The following is a 25,537-nucleotide window of genomic DNA, read 5'->3' on the forward strand; positions in this document are numbered from 1 at the left end:
AAAGCCCTGCTTTTGACAGGGCTTTTGTTTCGTTGTTCACCGCATCGCGGGATAACGCAGGCGCACTAGGCGGTATAGGTTTTGAACGATGGCTTTGCCTACTGCGTATGTTGGGATGACCAGGATCATGCCGACGAGTCCGGCCAAATTGCCCCCTATATACAATAGGAAAATGATGGTGACGGGATGAACCGAGAGCTTCTTTCCCATGACGTTTGGCGAGATCAAATTGCTTTCCACTTGTTGGATGATCACGATGGCGATCAGCACCCACAAGGCAAGAATCGGATCTTGGAAAAACGCCACAACCACAGCCGGAATTGCCCCGATCACTGGGCCTAAGAACGGGATGACGTTCGTGACGGTCGCTACAAGTGCCAAGATGATGGCGTAGTCGACGCCGAGTATCAGATAAGCGATAAAACAAAACACGCCGACAAACAAACTGACGATCGCTTGGCCTTGGATATAGGCGCTGAGGTTCTCGTCCATGTCGTGCAGGATTTTGGCTCCTTCTTCTCTTGAATCTTGCGGCAGCAGGCGGAGGAAGCTAGCTGGCAATCTGTCGCCGTCTTTCAGTAAAAAGAACAGCACAAATGGGACAACGATCAATGAAGTGAGCGCACTGATCAGCACACCTGTAAAGCTAAGGATGTTAGAACCGATGCCAGTCAGTGTATTTCTGAAATTCCCAGCTATCACGTCCGGATTCACGTCAGGCAAAAAATCCTGTTCCTGAATATAGCTCCACCATTGACTGGATAGCGCTGCATTTGCTTGGTTCTGAACTTCCCTAACAATCGTTGGGAAATTCTCTATTAAAGCTTGAATCTGGCGGAAAATCAGCGGGCCAATCCATAATGAAAAACCGACCAATAATCCGATGAAAGCTGCAAAAATGATGAGAATCGAGACGACCCGCGGCATTTTTCTGGATAAAAGCTTGACCAATGGCCGGAAAATATAAAACAAGATCCCGCCAATGATGATGATCGGCATAAGTGTGGAGAAAGCCACGCCAATCGGATAAAACACAAATGGCACACGTACGGCCAGATTGATGATGGCAAAAATCACAAGAACATACATAAGAAAACGAAACCATTTCGTCTTTGGCATTTCCATACTCCTTTCAACTAACTCAATGTCTTTGTTCCATCCATATTGAGTTCTATTTCTCTTTGCTAGAAAAAGAGATTGGTTAGCTAAATTCTTTCTCTATTACTAGTTATACTTTAACGCATAAAACCCCTTTAAAATAAAACCTATCTGATAATGGGGAAATCTTTTCCGAAGATCATAATCGCGATGCCACGAGTCAGAACTTTCGTTCGGATCTTTGGATGGTGTTTTTTCGGATATCACATTTGGTTCCGCCGCCGTGCTTGGAGATTGCATTTCGCAGGGGATCACTTCCTTGGAATCTTATCGAAGTCTGATGAGCTGGAATTAACATGTAAAAATTTGAATATGGTTCGTTCCGGCATCGCATAGAGATTCGCCGCCTTGCTTTGGGATGGCCTCTTGCAGGAAGCCAGCAAGAGCGCCTGTCTTATTGCATTGGCTCACCCGTGAGCGCTAGGCGGCTTTGCTTTTTCTTTGACACTAGTCAGTTAATGCTGAGCTTTCTTTGTAAGTTTCATCCGCTAATTGGGGAATCGCTTCCCTAAAGATACTTCGTTTTTAAAAGCAGAGAAAGGACACATGCAAACTCTTCGGATCGTTCCCGATCTGAGAGGTGATGCTTCTACACATGCTAATTTCAGCGAACAGAAAAATTCTTTACCTGTCTAAACCTAGAGACGGAGCGAAAGTGGCCGACGCCTGGGGGACCGCGCGGACTGGCGAGACAAATGTGCGGCGCTCTTTGCCGCACATTGGCTCAACACCCGCCCCCCGGCAAGCGTGCCCGTGCAGCGTAGTCTAATAGCGCTAGCTATTTTAAGATAAAAAAACTAAGACGTTTTTGCTTGTTTGCTTATTTCATTAGCTGTAGAAAAAAGCTATCCCCCACAGAAGCATGCCTCTGCAGCACAGTCTATTAGCACAAGCCGGTTTAAAAAACACACAAAAAAAGAACCTCCATAAATGAAGGCCCTCTACTGTACTTCCACATCCTCGATCTGGTAATCCCCGTACTCGTCAATGATAATCGTGTAGCGGCGGCGATGGTCGAAAGTGCCGGTCTCTCCGTCTGCCTCATGATAATGAAACACGGCGCCTGCCTCGACATACGCTGCATCTCCCGCTATTTCCACCGAGGTGATCTCCGGCACGACTGAATCGAAGACGCGGCCGACTTCACTATATTCCTCAATGACGCTGTCCACCGCCCCGACCGCATCGCTTTCTGGAACCAAATATGAGGAATAATAATTGAGCTCCGGATCATTCATCGAATACGGCAACAAATCATAATACGCTTCCACGAAACTCGACAGCAGCGCCTCGTCGAAATACGCATCGCGCACTGAAGGCTCGACCAATTGTTCTTCTGGGAAAGGCTGTGGATTCGCCGCCCAGCCTTCCAATAGTTCCATTTTTGTATACAACGGAATGGCGTATCCGATCTCGGGGTTGTCTTCGAGCATGACCGAATTGACACCGAGCACTTTGCCTGTCGTCGCATCAATCAATGGGCCACCGCTTGATCCGCGTTTGATAAGTGCGTTCATTTCATACAGATCCTCATAAACAAACACTTCCGAGAAATCGACGCCGGTCTGGGTGATTTCCCCTTCGGTCGCCGTGTTCGCCTCATTTTCCGGGCTGCCGATCGCGATGACCGGCGTACCCGCCTCGACCGGGCCCTGTTCTTGTTCGAGCGGCTCTTTACCTGCAAGATCTTCCACTCGTACAAGGGCGAGGTCTTTTTCGACCGAGATGCCGATGACCTTGCCCGCGAACTCTTGCCCATCGCTATTGACGAGCGAGATAAATGTGGCATCCTTCACGACATGGGCGTTTGTCAGAATGTCCCCTTGGTCGTTGAACAAAAAGCCTGAGCCCTGCTCAAAATCAGTATAAATCGTATACACATGGGTTTTGGCACTGGCGATCATGACCGCTTTTTCCTGCGCTGCCGTGTCGACAGGCGATTCGGCTTGCTCGGATTCCGTCTCCGTGACCGTCGTTCCGCAAGCTGCGAGGAACAATGCGGCCAACAAGACCAGGAACCACTGCTTCATCCATTTTTCCATAGACTCAACCCGTTTCCGTTAATGTGTGTTCATTATAGCAACTACTAACAGAAAAAGGAACGCTTACATTAACCGTTGTAGCGCTGTAACGGCAGTTTCAAACAGAATTCTCCGGATTTTCCCTAATGAAATTCCAAACCGAAAAAAACTGTCTTGGATACCGCAATAACGGATATGCAAGACAGTTTTTGATTATTGGTCCAAAGCTTTTAGAATCGGCCTCTCAAAGATCGGTGCAAATGTTCTCGAGAACGTGGCCGTCAGATGATTGCTGTCGAAATGGGTGACGATGTTTCCAATAACGTAATGGCAATACTCACCGTCACAGAAATACTCTGTCAAGTCAATCGTCGTAGCCGTTTCCGGGATATAGTCGACCGTGCTTAACGGGCTCGGATCACGGATGATGTCTTGTTGTTTCGCTTTGCAGTTTTCCGGCGCATCTGCGTTTTCGCTGACGCAGCTTAACACATTTTCGCCGTACCAAGGCGTATCACGCACAAGGAACAATGGGATGTCCTGCTCTTCGAAATATCTCCATGCATTGGTGAAGCCCTCGGTAATTTCGTCGAATTCTTCTTTTGGGCTGCCGACGTTGGCAACGGTGAAAATCAGGTCGGGTTTATCTGCGACCAACTCTTGTTTGACGTTCTCAAACCATTCATCACATTCCGAATACGCACCGCGGCTTTCTTCTGTAAAGCGGCAATTGCCTTTCAAGTAGGTGATGATTTTCAAATCATGTGCTTTGGCCAACTCGACAAGCATCGGCTGCCAATGGGCGGAATGCGAACCCCCGACCAGTGCTATCGTACGTTCGAAGTTTTCGAGTTCCCCGTATTCACAAAGTTCCGCCTCTGTATTTCCAGTGCCGGCTAAGCAGCCGTCGACGTATACTTCCGATTTATCTTGTACCGCTACGTCCATATTCGGCAAATAAGGTTCCGGGAATTCCGACGGCGGCGTCAACTGGCCGTCTTCTACATAAGTAATAGCACCGGGATGCGTTTCAAAATTATCGCTCAACAACTCCGAGCTGATGGCCGGGCCTGCTAGGTAAGTGTCCTGATAGGCAACCGTCGAAAACCAGATGGCAGCGGAGGACACCGCGATGATGGTGGCTGTTTTCCATACCGGAAAATTGATGTTGCGAATCGGCAGTTCAAATCCGTAAATCGTGAAATACGCAAATGCCGCAGAGACCGCTATAATCAGCAAACCGCCGGCAAATGATACCGCTTCGACACCGAACAAAGCGTAATAAAAAATAAGTAATGGCCAATGCCATAAATAGAACGCGTAGGAAATGCTGCCGAATTTGACGAGCGGCTTCCAGCTGAGCACACGGAATGCGCTCCAGTTGGTGGAATAATTGCCGGCAATGATGATCAACACGGCTGACAATACAGGCCATAGCGCTGCGATGCCGGGGAATAATTGCGACACTTGCAGCACAATGCCGCAGCTGATCAAACCGATCAAACCTACCCAACCGAACAGCCAAGCGACGCGGCTTGAGACGACCAGCTGGTGGATGGTCAAGGCTAAAATACCGCCAATGCCGAATTCCCACACACGTGTGAAGGTGTGGTAATAGGCCACTGGCTGGTTAACTGCCGTCAAATAAATCGAATAGCCAAGCGACACGATGACAATAAAGGAAATCAACACGAGCAGCATGCGCTTCATATGGTTGCCTGAAATGAGGCGCAATATGGTAATCGCGATAAAGAACACGACGAGCCAGATCAAGTAAAACTGGAACTGGATACTAAGTGCCCAAAAATGCTGGAACGGCGAAGCGCTATTGTTTTGCGCCAAATAATCGACCGAATCCGCAGCGAGCCGCCAGTTCTGGAAATAAAACACCGACGCCAAAAACTCATTGATGTTTTGGCTTTTCGTGAACGCCGGCAATATGTATAGGCTGACGACTAAAGTCGTGATGCCGATCAGCCAAGCGGTCGGCAATAGGCGCTTGAGCAGCTTGACGATATAAGAGAAATACAAAATTTTGCCGTTTTTCCGGTACATGGACAATAGTGAAGTCGTAATCAAAAAGCCCGATACGACAAAAAATACATCCACTCCTCCGGATACCCGGTTAAACCATATATGATAAATTGCGACCAAAAGGGCAGCGATTGTTCGCAAGCCTTCCAATTCGGGGCGGATACATCTTTCGGATTTCATCATTTTTCCTGCAGCTCCTTGCCAATTAATCAAAAAACACCCTTTCTATATTAGCATATTTACCCTTTCGAGTATCATTTTCTGACAATTATTCACAATCTTAACACAAGCTTTACATCGAGCTTTTCAATCCCATATCACTGATATTCTCTAGATGTAAAATGCACAAAAAACTGCCGGGAAGCAGTCGTTCGCTCCCTGGCAGTTTCCCCATTATTTCTTGCTCTTATTCAATTGCCCTTTGTTCGTGATCACTGTGTAGTTGCCGAGTTCGTTCACTTCGAACGTGAAGGTTTCGCCGTTCAAGTCACCTTCGATGATTTTCCATTTGCCTTTATCGTCCTGGCGTGCACCGAACTGGACTTTGACGTCCGGGTTGGTCAGGAAGTTCAAGGTCAATGCTTCGATGAATGTGATGTCGAGTTCAGCGCCGTCAGCACCAAGTACAGCGATGTTGAGCTGCTGCGATAGTGCCGGGCGGTTGTCGACTTGTTCTGCATCCTCAACAGCTAGAGCGAGTGTCATTTCTGTGCCTGCTGCTTGTGCCAATTGCTTCAAGTTGCCTGCAGTGAACGTGAAGTTCGCTGATTCTAAGTTTACAGTCAAATCTTTTCCGCTTTCGAGCAATTCATCGATTGTGCCTTGTGTGAATATGATGTCGAGTGTACCATCGGCGTCAAATTCACCGGCTTCGATTGTTGCTTGATCGCCAGATAGGTCTGGATCTGCTTGCTGTTTGCCAGGAACTTGCGGTTCTTCTACTGGCTCTTCAGGCTCTTCTTCTTTATCGAATGAAATTTGTGCTAGCAGTGGATCATGGTCAGATGCGCGTCCATGCTCTTCCATGAACATCGAGTTGATGTGAACCATATCCAGTTCCGTGCGGTCCGCCAAGTTGTTCGTCACGAGTAAGTGGTCGAGTACTTGTGAGTTGCCTTGGTAGAAATAAGAGTAGCGGTCTTCAAGCGGTACATCTTCAACTTTGTTCGTTAAGATGTCCCCTTTAAGTGCTTCTAGTGCTGGAGTGAATTCGAAATCGTTCATATCGCCAGTAACGACGACATTTAAGTCCGGATTTTTCTCCAATCCGTCCGCGATAAAACCGTTGATGGCATCTGCCAAGTTTTTGCGCTGTACTTCAGAGCTAAAGACTGGTGGTTGATGTTGGCCCATGAGGCCTTGGTCGCCGCCTTTAGAGTTCAAATGCGCTGCGATGACAACGACTTCTTCCCCTTGGAATTCAAATTGCGCTGCAAGCGGCTTGCGCGTGCTTGGCATTGCGATCGGCTGGATGCGTCCTGGGTTCAAGGCGAGGTCGCCGGATTCAGTCCAGGAGTTGTCTTGTGTCGCTGTTCCTTTTTCGCCTTCAGACAAGGAGACGCGTTCCGGGTTGTACAAATAACCGACGCGAATGTTACCGCCTGGCTGTCCGCCATCTTTATTGTATTCCGGTGCGATGTCCGTCCATGCGTAAACAGGTCCGCCTGCTGTTTGGATGTCTGCAATGATGCGTTCATATGATGCGGAAGCATCCGAATTGCCTGAATCGATCGGGCCGTCATTGTCCTGCACTTCGACCATCGCGATGATGTCTGGTGAGTTCAAGTCTTTAACGAACGACTCAGCGATACGCTGTGCTTTTTCGTTGGATGTGTGGCTCGGGTCTGCAGAGAAGTTTTCAACGTTATACGTAGAAACCGTCAATTTGTCTTCTGCATTTTCGATCCATGTTGTTTCAGGTTCTGTGCCACCATCGACGATTGCCGGCACAGCTGCCGTATCTGTCCAGATTTGGTAGTTACCAAAACCGTAAGCGAGGACGCCCACTGGAGTATCAGCGAATGTATCGCCTGCTTTGGCGATTGTTTTACCGTCTACTTTGATCGTGATGCGTTCCGGATTGAAATCATCTTCAGCGAGCAAAATTCCGCCTTGATTGTGAAACTCGTTGTTTGTAGCATTTTTTGAGACGACAATGACTTCCTCGTATTTCTGTGGCCCGAGGATTTGTGCATCGGCTACGCCGACACGCATCCATTCAAGCGCTTCCCAGAAATCAATGCCGTCTTCTTCCGGCTCAAATACAGTCAAACCGTCGTTATCGATGTTTTGTGTCGGCGGGAATACGTCTTCACCGATGATGATCGGCTCTGGAAGTTCCGCTGTGCCGTCTTTTACTACTTCAGTTGCGGCGATGCGTGTCAATGGCAAATCGTTTTGGCGCATATCGGAATAGCCGCTATAGAAATGTTCTTGGACTGTTCCGGCAACCGTCACCAAATCGCCGACTTTGACGCCATTCGACGCTCTGTTGACCATGATTGCTTCAGAAGTCGTCCAGTCGCCGTCATCTTCAGTGTCTTGGATGACGAAGTTTGCTGAATTATGGATATGTGTAACGACGCCCGTTACATCTTTGACGACTGCGCCTTCATAATCCGAATAATGATCTTGTCCTTGAATATCACGGATTCTCAGGTCCGTTGTTTTCAATACTGTGTAATCGAATGTGAACACTTCAGAGGTTTCGCCGTTGACTGCGATCGCTTTGATGACAGTGTCTTTCGTCAAGACGATCGGCTCAGCGTACACCGAACTGTTAGCTGTAGGAGTTGAACCATCCAATGTGTAATAGATTGTTGCATTGTCCATTCCGCTCGCAAGCGTGATGGCCGTGCCTTCCGAAACAACGCCTGGGAAGACGTCTACATAAACAGCCGGCTTGTTGACGAGATCAAAGCTTTCAAAGCCGAGTGTTTTGACTTGGTATGTCGAGTTGAATTTCGAAGCGATGCCCGATACGTGGATCAGGTCGCCTTCTTTGTATTGTGCCGTGAACTGATCGAAGGTCAAGCCGTTGCGGTTATCGTTGCGGATAGCGATTTGCTCGCCGTTTTCCGCAACTGCTTGAAATTCAAACGTTCCGAACGAATTAACGGATTTCAGGTTGGTGATTGTGACGCGTTCTAAAGTAATGCGTTCTCCTTGAGTCTCTTCATTAACACCAGATGGCTCGATGGTTTGTGTTTCCGGCAATTCGTTGCCTGAAGACAGAACTTCAATCCCGCTCGGCTGCAGTTGAAGTTCACCGCCGAATGTAGAAGTCTTGCCTTCTAAGCGAACGCGGTCGCCTGGTGACACTGCAGCGTTTGTCGTGTAGACATAAATTCCTGCTGTGTCGTCTTGCACGTAAAAGGCGTTGCCGCCCCAGAAACCAGTGCCCGTCGTCACGATCGCTTCAACGGAAATCAATTCTCCGCCCGAGTTGCGTGCTTCCTGTACATTCGCTACAGGAGTCGCTTCTGGCGGTGCTTCGCCTTCAGAGACAATCGTGAATGCAGTCGGTGAGCGTAAACCTGGGACTGAGAAGTAAGCTGAAAGCGAACCAGTAATGGTCACTTCCGCTTTGAAATTTCCAGGATTGTCGACAAGGTTCAATCCTGCGCGGAGAGCGCCTGTCGGCAATTGAACCGGCAAAATCTTCGCCGGGTTCGTTTCATCCGGAGAATCTGCGATGCCGATATTTGTCGCTACACTAAATGGCGGGGTTTGGTTATAGCTAGTCCCGCTAGAAGCAGTTCCGACGACAAATCCTTTTACCGTTGCCGTTCCTGTATTGTTTTCGATGGCTTCTGCCACCGAGATGGTTTCAGCTGCGGCGGCTGTTGCCATGTATGGCAACCCGGCTGATATAGCTAAAATGAGACTTAAGAAGACCTTGCTGAACGCGCCTTTTGTCACAAACCTTCACTCCTCTGATAAATTATTGTCATACTAACTTAGTATACTAAAAATTTGTAAGCGCTTTATTAAATATTTGTAAATTTCATTTATTTTTACCCAATTTATTTATAATATTCCCTTTTTTATCCTGCAAAACAGGATTTACGAAACAGCATTATCTATTTTTTATATAAATGTAATCTATTAGACCTAAACCCTTAACAGTTGTGAACTTTTCCGCAACATATTGGCCCGAGAGGCGTCCATTACTATAGTTTCGTGATAAGATAGGGAAATGGAATTTGAAGCTTTTAGTTTCTTATATAAGGAAAGAATGTGTTCCACTTTTGTTTTAGTGGAAACTTGCAGAAAGTAGGATTTTGTTTTGGGCAGAAAACTCGCTATTACCGGTATTTTGTTTGTCATCGCTTCACTGTTTTTGAAAGTTTCAGGACTACTCCGGGACATGGTCATTGCATTTCAGTTCGGGGATTCCTACCAGGCAGCCGCATATTTTGCGGCATTTACTTTGCCGAATATGTTCATTTTATTTTTCGCCACCGGCATGAAGAATGCTTTCGTGCCAAGTTTCATCCATGCACAGGCAGATGGAAACGGCCATCACCACTTCTCGCAAATCATTCGCGGCACAATGGTGCTCGGATTGATTGTCTCTGTCGTTGGTGTACTGGCTTCGCCTCTGCTATTGCCGCTGATGTTCCGGTTCCCCAACCTTCAGCCCGATGTTCAAGCTGAGGCGATTGAACTGAGCGTTGCCTTAGCAGTCATCTTCTTTATCGCCGTGTTCATCGTGTCGTTGAATTCGGTTTATGAAGCCTATCTTGACGCAGAAAGCAAATTCTCATTGTCCGTCATCTCGCAGATTATCGTCATCGGCAGCACCATCCTTGGTGCCGTGTTGTTCGCGGACCAAATTGGCGCTTACTCGCTAGCATTTGGATATCTGATCGGTGCTGTGTTGTCTTACATCATCAAGCGTCTATGGTTTGTTCCGAAAAGCAGCCATAAAGTGATCGGGAAGCTCGACTGGCAAGAAATCAAACCGTTTTCGATCATTTTCGTTCCAGTAGCCATCACGGTCATGGTCGGCCAAGTCAATTTGACGATCGACAATATTTTTGCCGGCTCGTTCAGCGACTCAGCGATCAACTACCTCAACTACGCAAAGAATATCGTTCACTTTCCGCAGGCTATCATCGGTGTAACGATCGGGACGATCATTTTCCCGATCTTGTCGAAAGCGATCGCGAATACGAATGAAAAAAGCTTCAAGCAAGGCATTGAGTACGGCTTGATGCTGACGCTATTGGTTTTGCTGCCTGCCGTGGCGGGAATGATGTGGCTGATGGAAGATCTTATCAAGATTGTCTATGAACGCGGCGCCTTTACGGCAGACGCGACCGCAGCGACAGCGACTGTCGGTTATCTCTATATGGGTTCGGTGTTGTTCTTTAGTTTGCAGAACATCTTAAACAAAGCGTTCTATGCGAAAAAGAAAGGCCATGTCATTTTGCGTATTTCCTTGTTCTCGATCGCGCTCAATGTCGCATTGAACTTCCTGTTCATTGCATTGCTCGATTCGTATTTGGCGATACCACTCGCTTCATCTGTCATGGCGCTTGTTTACTTTGCGCTCAACTGGGTCGTTTTCAACCGCACGCAGGGCAAGCTCGATACACGCTTTATCGTTAAAGACGGGGCGAAAATTCTTGCAGCGACCGCGCTTATGCTGCTGTCATTATGGGCTGCATCGGGTCTCCTTGAGAACTTGAACTTGTATATACGCTTTGGCTTGACCGCTGTAATCGGCGCGATTGTCTATGTTTTAGCTGCACTCGCATTGAAAACCGAAATCGCCCGCTTCCTCATCAGCAAACTTAGAAAATCATAAGGAGTTTTTTCATACTATGAAACAAGCATTAATGAAAAACGTGACGCCGCTCTTGAAGCCGGCGATCAAAGCTTCCTTGAAACGCTTTTACTCGGCGGACAAGCCCGTCACTGCGCTTGAAACGGCAGAGCGTGTGCTGGTGTTCGCACCGCATATCGATGACGAAACGATCGGTCTTGGCGGAACGATCCGCCGCTATGCCGATATGGGGGCACAGGTCACGATCGCCATCATCACCGACGGCAAAAACAGCAATGCCGCACCGGTTGACGCCGACAAACTTGCGGAAACGCGCAAACAAGAGCTCCGGTCGATCCAGCCATTGCTCGGATTCACCGACGTCCGCTATCTCGATTATCCAGACAGCCAAATCAACGAAGTCGAATCGAGCGAGCGGTTCCAGCAATTGATCGAAGACGTCCGCCCCGACACGGTGTATGTGACAAGTTTGATCGATGCACATCCAGATCATGTCTACAGTGCACATTTAGTGGCATCTGCTTTGAAGCAGTCAGCGTATCAGCCGAACATTGTCCGTGAATATGAGATTAATTGCCCTGTACCTCCGGCTTACATTAATTGTATTATAGACATTACCGACCAATTTTTGGTGAAGAAACAAGCAACCGAAGCGTTCAAAAGCCAAGTCATCGCATTCGATGGATTTTTAGCACTCGCTGAGATTAAATCATCACAGACAAAACAACCGAATGTTCGTTACGTAGAGACTTTCATTGAAAACACAGCTCCAGGCTTTATCCAAGCGGCACAACAACTCGCACAAGGTGACCGCCATTATGAGCAGCATTTCAAACAAGCGAACCGGACCGTTACGTTATGGTGGGCCATCTTTAAAAACTTGAAATTGAAAAAGGCTATTTACAAAAGCCGCTAATATAAATGCACTTGGAGGGTATTATGAATTTCTTTAGAGACAACAATGAAAAATGGTTTTGGCTTATCGCCTTGATCATCCTTATGCTGATCGGCTATTCACAATTGCCGATCATCGCCTATGTCTTGACGGCTGCACTGTTCGCCTATGCATTATTTAATCCAAAATACGCCATCTTGCTGTTATTCGTCTATATTCCGATACGGGAATTTGTGACGGCCTACAACCCAGGGCTCAGCTATCTGACTGAAGCGCTGGTGTTCGGTGCATTGTTCCACGTTGTATGGGCAAACCGTAGCTCGATTGGCAAACTATTCAAGTTCAAGAATTTTGAATATGCCTATTTCGCGTTTTTGGCAATCGGTTCGATTTCAGCACTCATTATGGGCATCAGCCCAATCTTGATCGCCATGCAATTGCGCCAGTTCGTGGTGTTTTACTTGGTGTATTATATCGTCTACCGCCTAGGTATCACCCGCAAAGACTTGATCAACTTGGTGTGGATTTTCGTTTGGACTTCCATTTTGGTCATCATCCAAGCAATGGCGGAAAAACTATCGATCCGCAACTTCTTCTTGCCGCTGGAGTGGCAACAAATGGCCTTGTCAGCCAAAAACCGCGTGCGCATCTACGGCATGCTCGGCAATCCGAACGTGCTCGGTATTTTCTTGATGTTTGCGTTCATCGCCTTCTATTATGCGAAAAACAAATTGCCTGAATTCAATCCGCGCTATATGGATATTTTGAACGTGTTGCTTGTCGGCATACTCGTCTTGACATATTCCCGCGGCACATGGGGCGGCTTTTTGGTCGCTGCCATCGCCTTTTTGATCATGACGCGCAAGCTCAGCATCTTGATCGACTTCGTTAAATATACGGCTCTTGCGATGATACTCGTCGTCCTTCCGCTCAACTTGATGACGAATTTCATTGAAAAAACCGATATTGGATCTGAAAAGGTCACCAATATCCAGCAGTTTGATGTTGGTGGCGAGTCTGGATTCCGCGACCGCATCGGCAGCACATTCAGCGAAGACACCGTCACCGGCAGCCAAAGTTCAGGCCGCTTGTTCATTGTTAAAACCGGCTTTGAAGTATTCAAAGACCACCCGATTATCGGCACAGGCTTCGCAACCTTCGGCGACTCGACGACTCTTTCGAACGGCTCGCCACTTTATAAGCGCTACGGCATTGGCCATAATTTCTATTCGGACAACCAATACATCCAGATCATCGTCCAAACCGGCGTTCTCGGCGTTATCGCTTTTGCAACGTTCCTACTCACGATGCTGTGGCGTTTCGGGAAAAAGCACAAAGAAAGCTATCTCTATTCCCTAACTGTGAGTATCTTGCTCGGCGCATATTTCATGGGCCTTGTTTATAATTTGTGGGAATCCGACATCTTCGGCTTGGCGTTCTTCGCCTTGCTTGCTGCGGCGTCACGCCGTGAAGATTTCGGCCTCAGCGACGACGGTAAAGCCTTATGATCCGCATATACCAAGCAGGCGATGAAATCGGCATTAACACTCTGTATGAAAAAGTATTCGGCAAAAAACGCTCTTTGCAAGAATGGCAATGGAAGTTTGAAACTTTCCCGGAAAGCGCAGTGATTGTCGTCTCTGAAGAAGACGGATATATTAATGGCCATGCTGCTTTCTTGAAAATCCATGCACGTCATAACGGCAAGGATATCGCACTCGGCGAACGGGTCGACATTATGGTCGACCCCGACGCTCAAGGCCGCGGCATCTACAAGCAAATCGTTGAGCGCATGATGGAAGAATGTGTTGCTGAACAAATTGATATTCTTTATGGATTTCCAGCTGAGACCGCCAAGCAAGTGTTTTTGAAAGTTGCAGGCGGCAGCGAACTCGGCAACGTGCCGCGCTTTCTCGCTGTCAATAAACCCGGTGCATTGCTCGCTTCCAAGCTTGGGCCATTAAAGGCTATTCAAATGCCGGTTGACCGTTTGTTCTCGGTGTCGATTCCGAAAAAAAGCCCTTATCAATTGCGCGAGATGAATGAGCGCCTTGAATTGGCTGATGTGATTTACAGCCGCTTTGAAAAGCAGTATCCGCTCCATGCAAAGCGAGGCAGCGAGTATGTCCGCCGCCGGTATTTAGCCCATCCTTCGAAAGACTACCGAGTGTATGCGCTCGAACTTAACGGATATGCAGAAGCTTATTGCGTGCTGCATGATGAGACACAAGATAATGGCGTGATGTTCACGACGATTGTCGATTTGTTCGGTGCAAATGATGAAGCGGCTATTGTCAGCCAATTGAAAGCGATCCGCCGCTTTACACAAGCGGATGCGCTCAATTGCTGGGCAGTGCCGGATAGTGCACGCTACCGGGCTTTGAAGAAAGCTGGATTTTTCCACATCAATAGCCCGATGCCGTTTGTTATTAAAGACTTTACCGGCAGCGGCGATTATGATCAGCTTACCAACTGGCATTTGTCCCAGTCGGATGTTGATTCCTATTAATAGCAAGCCCCTTCCGTTTCTTTTGAGCGGAAGGGGTTTTTTATGTTTTTTTCTTGTTAAATGATGTAGGTGTTGCTAATGAATGCTTACATTTAGATTCTGCCTGTGATGTTGTTTTGTTGTTTGAAGTTGACAACATTTTGTAATCGCAGCCTCGCTTGGGGTTGAGCTTTCGCGATGAGCCAGGAAAAACGCCTGTCTCCCCGCTTCGCTTCACCCGTGAGCGCAAGGCCGCTTTTGGATTTCATTGTTTCTTGAATGTAAAACGCATCTGCTTTGTGTTGATTCAACCGCAGATGAAATAGCTTATTTGGAGTAGAGAAAAAACTCTGGGATTCGTGTGTAACACTGTTCAGTTGTTCGAAATTAGCATCTGCTATGAATCCGCGGCAACGCTTCACCCGTGGGCGCGATGCCGCTTTTAGATTTCATATATTCCCGAATGTGAAATGCTTCTAATTCTATAGGATTCATCCACAAATATGAAATGGTATTAGTACAGTGAAATTGCATTTCGAGATAGCTATAATCTACTTTTCTGTTGATGGTTTGAAAGATTGAAGCAATTTATTTCCACAATAAATGTAGAGGTGGAGCGAAAATCGGCGACTCCGAGAGGAATAGCGAGACAATTGAGACCCTGCAGGAGCGTAGCGACGAAGCGGCTCAATGCGAGCCCTCCGGAAAGCGTCCGATTGAAGCGCAACCTCCATTTAAAATATATGTCAGCTAATATATCTTTTCACCTAGTCTCGAACACAAAAACAAGCATGCCCCTTTGCGGATGCATGCTTGTTTGTCATTACTCGATAAACGCTTCGTATGTTTCCAATTCACCGGCTTCAATTACATGGCCGATGAAGTCTTCATAACTGATAATGCCGAGCGACAGGGCTTCGGTGAACAGCTCTTGCACTCGTTCTGTTTCGGGTTTAACATCGGCTTCTGCAGTCGCATGCAACTTGCCTGTATGGTCGACAATTTGGCCGTCTTCATCAAACACGACATTCAGCTCACCTAAAAACGTATCATACTCACCGGTTTGGACAACTAAGGTGTCGCCGATCTCATTTGTCGGCACAGTCGTTACGTGAGAGTGCCCACCGATGATGACATCGATGCCCGGCACTTCTTCAGCAAGTGTGCGGTCATGTCCGATGCCGATATGCGTCAACGCAATGATTTTATTAATGCCTTGCGCTTCAAAATGCGCGACAGCTTCTCTTGCGGATTCTGTGTAGTCGGAGAAGGTAACATCCCCTGGTACTGTGACGACTTCATTGTAATGCGTAATGCCAAATATGCCGATCTGTTCGCCGCCGACTGTTTGCACAAATCCTTTGTTGATGCGGCCGTCTACCGGCTCATCCGTAAAGCTGTAATCCGCGAGCGGCTCTAAGTGTTCATTGCCGGTAAAGTCGACGTTTGAGCCGAGTACTGGATGCGCCGCATTTTCTACATAAATACTGAGCGGCCCGTGATCGACGACGCCTTCACCGATATCGAATTCATGGTTGCCGAGTACCATGCCGTCATAACCAAGATGGTTCATAAAAATGGCATTGGCGAGTGAATCCTGCGCTTTTCTGCCGATGTCCCAGGAAGTAACGTCTCCCGCAGACAATAACAAATTGTTTTCTGTCGATTCGCGAATATTATCAATCAATGACGCACGGCGTGTAATATTGTCCAATACCGTATGTGTGTCGTTTGTATGAATCAACGTCAGTTCGAAATGTTCTGGTTCTGTAATTGCAGCATCGCTAACTGCACTTTCATCTGCTTCTTGATTATTAGAGGCTGCGGATTCGGTTTCGTCCGGTGCTTCCGCATCTCCAAACCCCGCACTTTCATCATTGTCCGGCCATACAAGAAAGGCTGCCAAGGCAATCAAAAGTGTAGTGAAGGGGATTAGTACTTTTTTCATCCGTGTCACGTCCATTTCTATAAGAATCTTCATCATTAGTCTACTATAAAACAGCAGAATAGTGAGCGTTCTCATAGATTCTTAACCAAACTTTAACCATTTCCTTATAAACTTTACCAAAAAAATAGTAAAATTCTGTACAAAATCATAAAAAAGAAACCAACCGCCAAAGCAGTTGGTTTCTTTTTTCTTATTCGTGCAATGCTTTTACAACTTCAGGAGAAACGGCGAGTGTACCACCAGTTGTAAACACTGTGCCATAGTAGTTGGCACGCGTTTTGACGGTTGGGTTCACGCTGTTTTGTCTAACAAGAAGCATCGGTGCTTCATAAGCTGCTGCGAGAACGTTTCCTGTCAAAGCATCCGGGAAGTTCTGGCCGTTTGAAGCCAAGCCTTCGACAGCGTCTTCAAAGAGTAGTTCAGCAACTGCAGCTGAAGTCAAGTAACGGTCAGCGCCGCTTACGCGTGTTGCGTTCGGCAAGTCTGATGCTACATTATTCGATACGGCTTGTGTTCCGCCGATGATCGTTGTCGATGTATACGACTCTAATTCATTGGCAACAACAGCAGGAATGCGGTCTGGGCGAGTCAAGAGGATCGGCTTGTCGTTGACTGCTGCGTAAGATCCAGCAGACAAAGCATCCGGGAAGTTCAAGCCGCTTACGACCACTGCATCCGTTGCATCTGTTTCAAGTTCAGCGGCGATGGCAACTGACGTGTCATAGCGCGTCTGCCCACCGATACGTTCGACATCAAGGCCTAAAGTTTCAAGTTGTGCAACAACATCGTTCGATACAGCCAATGTTCCGCCGAGAACAATTGCGTTTTCAGCGCCAAGGCGCTCGATTTCTTCTGCTACTCCAGCAGCAAGGCCGCCAGAACGTGTCAAGAGGATCGGAGCATCGTTTTGGTCTGCAAGAGGTGCAGCTGTCAAAGCATCTGCGTATTGGTCGCCGCGAGCGATGACAACCGTGTCAGCAGACTCCCAGCCTTGTTTCGAAACAGCGATCGCTGTTTCGTAACGGTTCGCACCGGACAAGCGCACTTGATTGATGCGGCGCTCTTCGTAAGGCTCGATGCCTTCGTCAGCGAATTTTTCTGCATGCTCTACAAACATTTCCCAGTCTGTAAATCCTGGTTCTGAGACGCGCCCATCTTCATAAGCTGCACCGAACATATCGTAGCCGTCGCCGCCTTTAGCTGTGAATGAGTTTGTCGCAACTGTATACGTTTCTTCTAGATCAATTTCTACATATTCTTCACCGTTGTCAACAAAAGCGGAAAGAACGCGGTCGCCCGCTGGCGCTTTTCCGTCATAATTGAAGAACATACCAGAGACGTGAAGGAATCCGCCATTTTCAGACGGGAATAGGCGCACGCTATGCTCTAGCGCATCCAAAAGTTCCTGCCCCGTCACTTCCATGATTGCCAGTGCATTACCGAATGGCAATACAGTCAATACTTCACCGTAAGTGATCGGCCCTTCGTTAATCGAAGAACGGATGCCGCCGCCATTTTGCAAAGCGATTGTTGTGTTCGGGTTGATTTGTTGAGCTTTTGCAAGCATGCCATCTGTGATGAAGTTGCCGAGATTCGTTTCGCTTGAGCGAATTCCGAATTCCCCGCGCGTTCCGTTCAAGAAGACATTGGCGTCCACACCAATTTCTGTTTCTTTCAATGTTTCTACTTCATCTTTGAACGGCTTGAGAATTGCCGTTGCCTCTGCATCAGCTTGGGCAAGCGCGACTTCGTGGTGAACTCCGTTAAAGTTTGTTACGTTTCCTTCAGCGTCGAAAGTTACGTCAAGCTGACCAAGGAATTTATCGTATTCGTTCGCTTGGACGATGATTGTATCTCCGACTTGCTGAGGCGGCAATAATTTCGTGTGCGTGTGTCCGCCGACGATCACATCAATGCCATCGACTTCTGCTGCAAGAATGCGATCGTTATCGAAAGCCGGGTTATCGTCATAGCCGATATGCGTCAAAGCGATGATTTTATTGACGCCTTCGCCTTCAAACCATTCAACCGCTTCTTCAGCCGCTTCCAAATAATCGGTGAATTCAATAGCGCCTGGGCTTGAAATCTCAGCCGTTTCCGCTGTCGTCAAACCGAAAATCCCGACTTCTTCCCCATCGATTTCTTTCACAATGCCGCTGTAGATTTGACCATTTGAAGCTGTTTTCGTAAACGCCTGACCCGCTACAAGCGGCGCCATATTCGCATCACCAGAAAAATCGATGTTTGCTCCGAGCATCGGGAAATCTGCACCGCCTACAAATTCAGCTAAAGACGAATGACCTTCTGCACTTGAGCCAAGATCGAACTCGTGGTTACCAAACACCATCGCATCGTATTGCATGTAATTCATTAATGCCAAATCTGCCTGGCCTTCAAATGTATTGAAGTAAAGCGTTCCTGAGAAGACGTCGCCTGCATCAAGTAATAGGTTGTTTTCATTCGCCGCACGAAGGCCATTGATCAATGTTGCGCGTTTTGGCGCGTTGTCCAAATTGGCATGCGTGTCGTTCGTGTGAATGATTGTCAAATCAAAATCGCCCTCAGCTGCTTCAGCTTTTTGTGAATCCTGGAGCCCAACGACTGTTAGTGCTAACCCAGCCGCCATTACAGTTGTGAAAATCTTTTTCGGCATTTCTCCACCATCCTATCAAATTTTTTTGACGAACGTCTCTTCCCGCTGATTCTTTCAGACTATGTACGAAGACGTTTGTCCCTATAAACCATCATACTACAAAACATTTCGAAGGTAAGTAAAATTTTGATAAATGTTTCGTAAACGTTTACATTTTTTCATTTCACAGTAATTATACTGAATAATATCCATTAAAAGGAATAAAAAGAGCTGATTCTTAGTTGGTTAGTAGAGAACATTTTCCGTATTGCCATTCATTCAAACTTATACTTTTGATTAATAAATTCATGATACAGACGAACTTCTCTTCGATTCATTTAAAACAGAAAAATCGAAGCACCTAAAGGCGCTCCGATTTTATCCTGTTTACTTATCGTTCAAGTACTCTTCCAATTGCTTAAGGATGGCATCGGATACTGCTTGAGTTCCACCGATGACTTTCACATTTTTAACATCATTATCCTGTAGATGTTTGCCAAGTTCAGCTGGTACGGATTTGCCGACCAAGTATACGCCGGTTTCCTGTTTCGCTGCCAATGCCCCACCTGCTAAAGCATCTGCAAATGCTGTTCCAGTTGCTACGTAAACTGTGTCTGACGGGCTACCGAAGTATTTCGCCACTGCAAGAGACGTTTCGTAACGGTTTGAACCGCTGATGCGAGTTGAGCTCGGAAGTTCGGAAGCGACTTTCGCACTAACTGCTCCTGTGCCGCCGATAACTAATGTGTTTTTGACACCTAGTTTCGATAACGCTGCTTTTGTCGCAGCCGGCACGGAATCTTTACGTGTCAACAAGATTGGCGTTCCATCTGTTCCAGCATAGCTCGCTACGCTGAGAGCATCCGGGAAATTCGCGCCGCTTACTACAATAGCAGTTTCGGAGTTGCCGACTTGCTCTGCAATTTTCGCCGCTGTTTCAAAACGGTCCGCACCGCTGATGCGCTTGACCGTGATGCCTTCATCTCTTAGTTTTTTCACGACTGCATCAGAGATGGCAATCGTGCCGCCAAGAACGTGAACTGTGCTCGCTCCAAGACGTTTGATTTCTTCGTATGTGTCAGCTGGCAATGATGCCGTGCGGGACAATAGAAGCGGTGCATCATGTTTCTTCGCAAGCGGTACGCCTGCTAGTGCATCGGCGTAGTTATCGCCGCGCGCCAGAACGACCGTATCAGATGAAGTCCACCCTTCTTTGCTGAGCTCGACTGCAGTTGCATAACGGCTCGAGCCGGAAATGCGTTCAACACCAACTTCTGCATCCGAACGCTCGATCTTCACTTCTTTTTCAACTTTGTTGCCAGCACCGTCTTCAGCGACTACTTTGAACGTGTTCACGCCAGGAGCCAAATCGACTTTCGCTGTTACCGTTTTGCTGATCGGGTCTTTCAATTTGATTTCGTCATATACATCTTGAGCAAATAGTACGTCTCCGTCCACCGACAATTTAATCATATTGAAGTTATCTCCAACTGTAATGTCGAATTCCGCAGATTTCTGATCTTGTCCAACCGTGGTCGGCGCATCAATCGTGAGTGTTGGGTTCACCGTATCCACAAATACCGGGCGGATGATGGAAGAAGTGTTGCCACTAGCGTCTGTTGCTTCGAATTTCACATCATGACGGCCAGTCTCAAGTTCGATCGTTGTATCGAAGTGGTAGCCGTTTGCACCTTTCGCGAAGGCGATTTCTTTGCCATTCACTTTTAATGACTTCAAGTCATGCTCGACAACATAGCCTTTGATCGGAACATTTTTAGTTCCGTAGAGGCCAAGTGCTTCTGGTCCATTATCGTCTACATAAATGACCGGTTTCAGTGTATCGTTGGAAGTCGATTTGAAATGGCCCATATTTTGAGCATGATCGATTACCGTCATCTCAATATGTTTTACGTTCTCTCCAGTCAATTGATAGTCACTCAATTTCACGGATTTTTGATCTGCTTTAAATGCCCCTTTTGCAGGAAGACGCTTGTTATTAACGTATAGAACGTATTCTGCAGCGCCGACACCTTCGTCATTTAATACAATATCCAAGGTGTCGTTTTCTTTGTTCACTTTCACTTCACCTGTTGGCGCAACCGTATCCACATAAACCGGCAATGATTTGCTCTGCCACTGTGCCTCTTCATAATCCACTTTTGCTTTGTATTCAATTTCGTACAAGCCATCGTCTACAAGTTCACCTTTAGCTTTGCCATCCCATGCACGGCTTCTGTTCAAACTAAAGAAAGCAGAGCTGGAGAAGTTTTTGCGGATATTCTTCTCGATATTGACTGTACGGATGTTTTTACCGTCTTCATCGAGGATATTTGTTTGTAGCTCAGCAGCATTCCGCAAGAATGTCGGCATCGCATAAATCGTATCTCTCAAGCCATCATTGTTAGGGGAGAATGGATAAACCATTTCGCCGTCCACTTCTACCGGCTCGAAGAATGTGTTGCCATCCAGTGCTTCCGTAAAATCATTGGCATCATATAAAGCTTGATAGAATTTCGGTTTTCCGGCTTCATCCGGACCGAATGAATCAATGATATCCGGTCGGTCCCATTCACCGTAGAAGCTGATGTATGGCAAGACCAGATCCGGGTTCGCTGACCCTTCTTCTGCTGTCAATGTAACGAATCCTTCTACAAAGACATCTTCTTCAAGTGCTTTTGTAATTGCATTGCCGTCTTTATCAAGACCAGGCACTTTACCCCCACTGATATCAACGGTCACTGTAACATCTTTTTTACCTCTTGCCGGGACCGTAATGCTGTCAGGTGCAGCCACTTTTGCCCCTTCTAAAGCTCCTGATCTCAGCAAGTTGTATGTGACTGCGCCTTCTTCTTGGAACATATCAACAATTACGGATGTATCCACATCATAGGTCGCTGCTTTGTCCGTCAAGTTTTCAGCCGTCAATGTAAACGTGAATGAATTGCTCGTGAAGTCCTTCATGTTTACTTTTGCTTCATTCGTCGATTTTTCCGTCAAGATTACCGGAGTGGAAACTGCGCTGTTCAACTGCATCATGCCAGCGCCCTGTCTGCGAGGCGAAATGATGTCCCCGGATTTACCAAGCGTAATATCCGCTGTGTTTAAAAGCAGTTTCTTAGCAAGACGCGTACGTTCTTCCATCGATAGGTGCTTGAACTCATCATGATTTTTCAAGTATTGCTGAACAAGTGCTGCGCCACCTGCAACATGTGGAGCTGCCATTGACGTTCCACTCATGACACCATATTGATCATTTTCAAGAGTCGAGAGGATGTTTCCACCTGGTGCAGACAATTCCGGCTTGAACTCAAGATCCGGTGTCACGCCCCACGAAGTGAAGTTGGTTGAACGGCCTACTTCCGGCCCTTCTTCGATATTAGTCTGCTCTACATTAGCTCCAAGCGCTTCTTTGTTAGCTAGAGCTGCCTCAAGTTTATCGCCATCCGCTTTTGTCACTTTCATGAACGGGATGTCCCAGCCGCCTTGGTCTTTAAAGAACACAGGGCTATTCGTGTTGTAAACGACGATTCCCGCTGCCCCAGCTGCTGCTGCCCACTCCGTCTTATCGGCGAAAGTATGCTCACCGCGTGATACGACAACTACTTTACCTTTTACATCTATGCCTTGATAGTCAGTCAGCGCGCCCAATGCATTAGCATTTCCAGTCAACGCTTTCAAAGAAACAACTTCAACGTCAGGTCCTGCTACTTCAAAATCCGTCCAGTCGTCTACGCCGAATCCTTCAACTTTGAAGTCAGCGAATTCAAGGTCATGTGTATAATGGTTGACGATATTGCCAGTTGCTGCAACTTGGATCGTATCTTTGTTGAGTCCTGGAGAACCGACCAAGCCATAGTCCGGGTTGTCATAATGCGGATTGTCGTAATTATAGCCGACCGTTCCGGAGTTTCCGGCAGAAACAGCTGCGACGATTCCGTTATTGACTGCGTTCGTAATTGCCTTATCTTCTGCACTATCAGCTTCATAGAACGATGCTACTGAACCCAAACTCATGTTCAGTACATCTGCACCTAGTTTCACCGCGTCATCGATTGCCGCCAAGTAAATATCGGAGAATGTCGACGGGAAGTTGACATCGTTCGAGAATACTTTCATACCCAAAATCTGAGACTCAGGCGCTACCCCTTTAAGACCACCTGTGCTTTCATCGCCGTTCGCTCCAACCGTACCAGCTACGTGCATACCGTGCATGGAAGCATTCGGGCCGTCATCGTTGATTTCAGCGTTCTTATCGTAATAGTTATAAGCATAAGGAACTTTAACGTTTTGGTAAGCGCCTTTCAATCCATCCTTAGAGATAAGGCCATCGACCGTCGTTTTTGTCAGATCGACTTTAGAAGCGTCTGTTATATTGAAGTCTTTGTGGTCTGGATCGATTCCGGAATCGATGACCGCAACGACCATGCCTTCGCCTTGGTACTTGCTGTCAGCCCAGACTTGACGGGACTGGATAAAGTCGTGGCTTGTTGTCATGTCTGGCGTTGCTTCCGGACGTTCGTATTCGTTTGCGATGTATACGTTTTTAACGTTCGGCAAGTCTTTTATTTTCTCGACATCGCTGAAGTTTACCACTCCGCTGAAGCCGTTGAATGCTGTTGTGTATTCATATTCCGAATTTAATTCGACGCCTCTTGAAGAAATGGTCTTCTTGACAGTATCGTGTGATTTCACAAGATTGGATTCGATTTGAGCTTTCTCTGATGATGCAAGTTCTTTGTATTGGACACCTTTATCAGATGCAATTTCGATGGCAGATTGTCCTTCAATTTCGACAATAACGCGGACTGTATCATCCGGTTTGAGTGCATCGGTTTGTATTAAAGCCGATTCTTCCTTTTCTTTTAGCTGTTTGATGAGTTCAGCTTTTTCGTTTGAAAGAACGTTGATAGCCTGCAAATCCTGACCATTGGCTTTCTCTTTGTCGCCAGTGGCACTCGCAGTCATTGCTCCGTTACTTGCGACCAATCCAGCGATCATCGCAACAGATACAAACTTTTTCCAGTTTTTTGAACCGTTTTGCACAATGTAGCCTCCCCTAAATGGTTTTGGAGAATTTTTTCTTATGTAAAATCCCAACTTATGTATGTCTTTCTCCACAAGTAAAATAGTAACAATAGTCATACAATTATGTCAATAAGCTAAAAGGTTATACTTTTCAATTGAAAGTATGGAATTTAATTGAAATGTATTAAGCATAAAAGATGATAAAATGAACAATTTATTCCTTCAAAATACATGAGCTAAAGGAATCTTTTTAAAAAATAAAATTTTCGTGTTCCGAAGGACAAAAGGACTTTCTCACTAAACCCATCAGTTGTTTATTCTAATATCTATTGAAAATATGTATGATTATCATTTAATGTTTTTTAGGGTAAAACTATCTTTTGTCGGGCAACTTTTATGTTAAATTTATTTATTTTCAAATAAGGGGATTGTCTAATCTTTTCTAAGGTCATTGATCATGAATGAGTTGCTAAGGACAGTGTTTCTTTTTTAATGAATGGATAGCGGAAGTCTAGGTGAGCTGGAATTGGTGTGCGAAAATTTATCTGTTTTCATTTTGCCGTCACATACGGTTTCGCCGCCTTGCTTTGGGTTCGCCTTTGGCAGTAAGCCAGGAAGTTCATCTGTCTTACTGCGTGGGCTCACCCGTGAGCGCTAGGCGGCTTTTCGTTTTCTTTGATGCTAACCTGTGAACGATGAGCTTTCATTGTGGATTGCTTCTGCTGGTCGGGGAATCGCTTCTCTGGAATAGCGTGTGAGAAAAATGACAAAAACCATCCGCCCAAAGGCGGATGGTTTTTGGTTATTACTTATTCGTAACTCACTAGGCCGATAATAGATTCTTGCTTATCGGCTCCATTTTCCACTACAGACTCTTCTTGGATAAATCCGAGTCCCGGCGCAAAATAGCGCGTGTTGGTCATGACTTGGTCTGATGCTTCGGACTTCAAGACTTGTTGGACGATGAGTACATCTTCAAACGTGCCAGCTTCCGTTTCTAATGTTGCATCTTTCGAGGTCATAATCCATTCGCCTTCTGTGTTGTTTTCTTCATCGATCATGACGACCGGTCCATCCATCGGCACGAGGCCTTCAATCGAGATGTCGCGTTCGCCTTCAAGTTCAGCAGTTTCAATGACCATGTTCATCGTTGTTTCCGTCCATTCTGTGACTTCAACAGTTGCTGCGTCTCCGAATGTGATTTCTTCCAATACTTTATTGCCGGAAACTTCGAGTACTTCACGAGTGATTTCATAGTCTTCTACTTGAAAATTCTTCACGAGGCCCATTTCTGGCATGTATAGCTGCAAGCCGGTAGGATCCGTTACTTCGATCGGGTCGTTTTCTGAAGACTCGACTTCTGTTTCTGTCGCTTCAGTTTCCGTGGCTTCGGTTTCCGTGGCTTCGGTTTCGGTTGATTCTGTGCCGCCCGTGCCGTTGACATTCGCATCTTCGGCCGAGTCCGTCACAGCGGTGCCGCAGCCGCCGAGAATAACGGCTGAGAGCAAGAGACCACTGAATTTCTTCATATGTTTAACCACC

At 46.7% G+C, this 25,537-nt stretch carries 12 protein-coding genes; 4 read left to right on the forward strand and 8 right to left on the reverse strand.

Annotated elements, in window-relative coordinates; translation table 11 throughout:
* Window positions 1–36: 36 nt before the first annotated feature.
* The 4 genes from ACFO5U_RS09150 to ACFO5U_RS09165 all read right to left on the reverse strand — a co-directional run bounded on the left by ACFO5U_RS09150 (window position 37) and on the right by ACFO5U_RS09165 (window position 9,134).
* Window positions 37–1,119, reverse strand: a complete 1,083-nt coding sequence (locus tag ACFO5U_RS09150; RefSeq protein ID WP_377278606.1) for an AI-2E family transporter — start codon at window positions 1,117–1,119, stop codon at window positions 37–39.
* Between the two features lie 980 nt (window positions 1,120–2,099).
* Entirely contained in the window at window positions 2,100–3,200 is a 1,101-nt protein-coding gene (locus ACFO5U_RS09155; RefSeq protein ID WP_377278608.1) for a S1C family serine protease, read from the reverse strand.
* Between the two features lie 192 nt (window positions 3,201–3,392).
* Window positions 3,393–5,396 carry an acyltransferase family protein gene (locus tag ACFO5U_RS09160; RefSeq protein ID WP_377278610.1) on the reverse strand — a complete coding sequence of 668 codons (2,004 nt, stop codon included), beginning with the start codon at window positions 5,394–5,396 and terminating at the stop codon, window positions 3,393–3,395.
* A gap of 210 nt (window positions 5,397–5,606) precedes the next feature.
* On the reverse strand, window positions 5,607–9,134 hold the full coding sequence (locus tag ACFO5U_RS09165) for a DUF6359 domain-containing protein (RefSeq protein WP_377278612.1): 3,528 nt from the start codon (window positions 9,132–9,134) through the stop codon (window positions 5,607–5,609).
* 367 nt (window positions 9,135–9,501) lie between these two features.
* On the opposite strand from ACFO5U_RS09165, the gene murJ reads away from it, so the two are divergent.
* From murJ to ACFO5U_RS09185, 4 genes are read left to right on the forward strand one after another with little or no spacing between them, the layout of a single operon-like run.
* Window positions 9,502–11,028 carry a murein biosynthesis integral membrane protein MurJ gene (murJ, locus tag ACFO5U_RS09170; RefSeq protein ID WP_377278613.1) on the forward strand — a complete coding sequence of 509 codons (1,527 nt, stop codon included), beginning with the start codon at window positions 9,502–9,504 and terminating at the stop codon, window positions 11,026–11,028.
* 16 nt (window positions 11,029–11,044) lie between these two features.
* Window positions 11,045–11,923, forward strand: coding sequence for a PIG-L deacetylase family protein (locus ACFO5U_RS09175; protein ID WP_377278615.1), 879 nt, complete (start codon window positions 11,045–11,047; stop codon window positions 11,921–11,923).
* 23 nt (window positions 11,924–11,946) lie between these two features.
* Complete coding sequence (locus ACFO5U_RS09180; RefSeq protein WP_377278617.1) at window positions 11,947–13,410, forward strand: O-antigen ligase family protein; 1,464 nt, start codon at window positions 11,947–11,949, stop codon at window positions 13,408–13,410.
* Window positions 13,407–14,411 carry a GNAT family N-acetyltransferase gene (locus ACFO5U_RS09185; RefSeq protein ID WP_377278618.1) on the forward strand — a complete coding sequence of 335 codons (1,005 nt, stop codon included), beginning with the start codon at window positions 13,407–13,409 and terminating at the stop codon, window positions 14,409–14,411. Before ACFO5U_RS09180 ends, ACFO5U_RS09185 begins: the two co-directional genes overlap by 4 nt.
* 802 nt (window positions 14,412–15,213) lie before the next feature.
* Here the strand turns inward: ACFO5U_RS09185 and ACFO5U_RS09190 are convergent.
* From ACFO5U_RS09190 to ACFO5U_RS09205, 4 genes are all read right to left on the reverse strand, one after another.
* Window positions 15,214–16,338 (reverse strand): metallophosphoesterase, encoded by a 1,125-nt coding sequence (locus ACFO5U_RS09190; RefSeq protein ID WP_377278620.1) that lies wholly within the window; start codon window positions 16,336–16,338, stop codon window positions 15,214–15,216.
* 190 nt (window positions 16,339–16,528) lie between these two features.
* The gene (locus ACFO5U_RS09195; protein WP_377278622.1) at window positions 16,529–18,991 is read right to left on the reverse strand and encodes a cell wall-binding repeat-containing protein; all 2,463 of its coding nucleotides are present in this window, start codon (window positions 18,989–18,991) and stop codon (window positions 16,529–16,531) included.
* A gap of 366 nt (window positions 18,992–19,357) precedes the next feature.
* A complete protein-coding gene (locus ACFO5U_RS09200) occupies window positions 19,358–24,013 on the reverse strand; it encodes a cell wall-binding repeat-containing protein (protein WP_377278624.1) in 4,656 nt (1,551 codons plus the stop codon).
* Window positions 24,014–24,804: 791 nt separating this feature from the next.
* Window positions 24,805–25,524 (reverse strand): hypothetical protein, encoded by a 720-nt coding sequence (locus ACFO5U_RS09205; RefSeq protein ID WP_377278625.1) that lies wholly within the window; start codon window positions 25,522–25,524, stop codon window positions 24,805–24,807.
* Window positions 25,525–25,537 lie beyond the last annotated feature (13 nt).

The sequence above is a fragment of the Planococcus dechangensis genome (genome assembly GCF_042654465.1).
In the GTDB taxonomy this organism is placed as follows: Bacteria; Bacillota; Bacilli; order Bacillales_A; family Planococcaceae; genus Planococcus; species Planococcus dechangensis.

What these genes read in the sequence shown, in the direction of transcription:
- ACFO5U_RS09175 (WP_377278615.1), top strand. Translation starts at nt 11,045, where the DNA reads ATGAAACAAGCATTAATGAAAAACGTGACGCCGCTCTTGAAGCCGGCG.
- ACFO5U_RS09150 (WP_377278606.1), bottom strand. Translation starts at nt 1,119, where the DNA reads ATGCCAAAGACGAAATGGTTTCGTTTTCTTATGTATGTTCTTGTGATT.
- ACFO5U_RS09190 (WP_377278620.1), bottom strand. Translation starts at nt 16,338, where the DNA reads ATGAAAAAAGTACTAATCCCCTTCACTACACTTTTGATTGCCTTGGCA.
- ACFO5U_RS09185 (WP_377278618.1), top strand. Translation starts at nt 13,407, where the DNA reads ATGATCCGCATATACCAAGCAGGCGATGAAATCGGCATTAACACTCTG.
- ACFO5U_RS09155 (WP_377278608.1), bottom strand. Translation starts at nt 3,200, where the DNA reads ATGGAAAAATGGATGAAGCAGTGGTTCCTGGTCTTGTTGGCCGCATTG.
- ACFO5U_RS09160 (WP_377278610.1), bottom strand. Translation starts at nt 5,396, where the DNA reads ATGATGAAATCCGAAAGATGTATCCGCCCCGAATTGGAAGGCTTGCGA.
- ACFO5U_RS09180 (WP_377278617.1), top strand. Translation starts at nt 11,947, where the DNA reads ATGAATTTCTTTAGAGACAACAATGAAAAATGGTTTTGGCTTATCGCC.
- ACFO5U_RS09195 (WP_377278622.1), bottom strand. Translation starts at nt 18,991, where the DNA reads ATGCCGAAAAAGATTTTCACAACTGTAATGGCGGCTGGGTTAGCACTA.
- ACFO5U_RS09205 (WP_377278625.1), bottom strand. Translation starts at nt 25,524, where the DNA reads ATGAAGAAATTCAGTGGTCTCTTGCTCTCAGCCGTTATTCTCGGCGGC.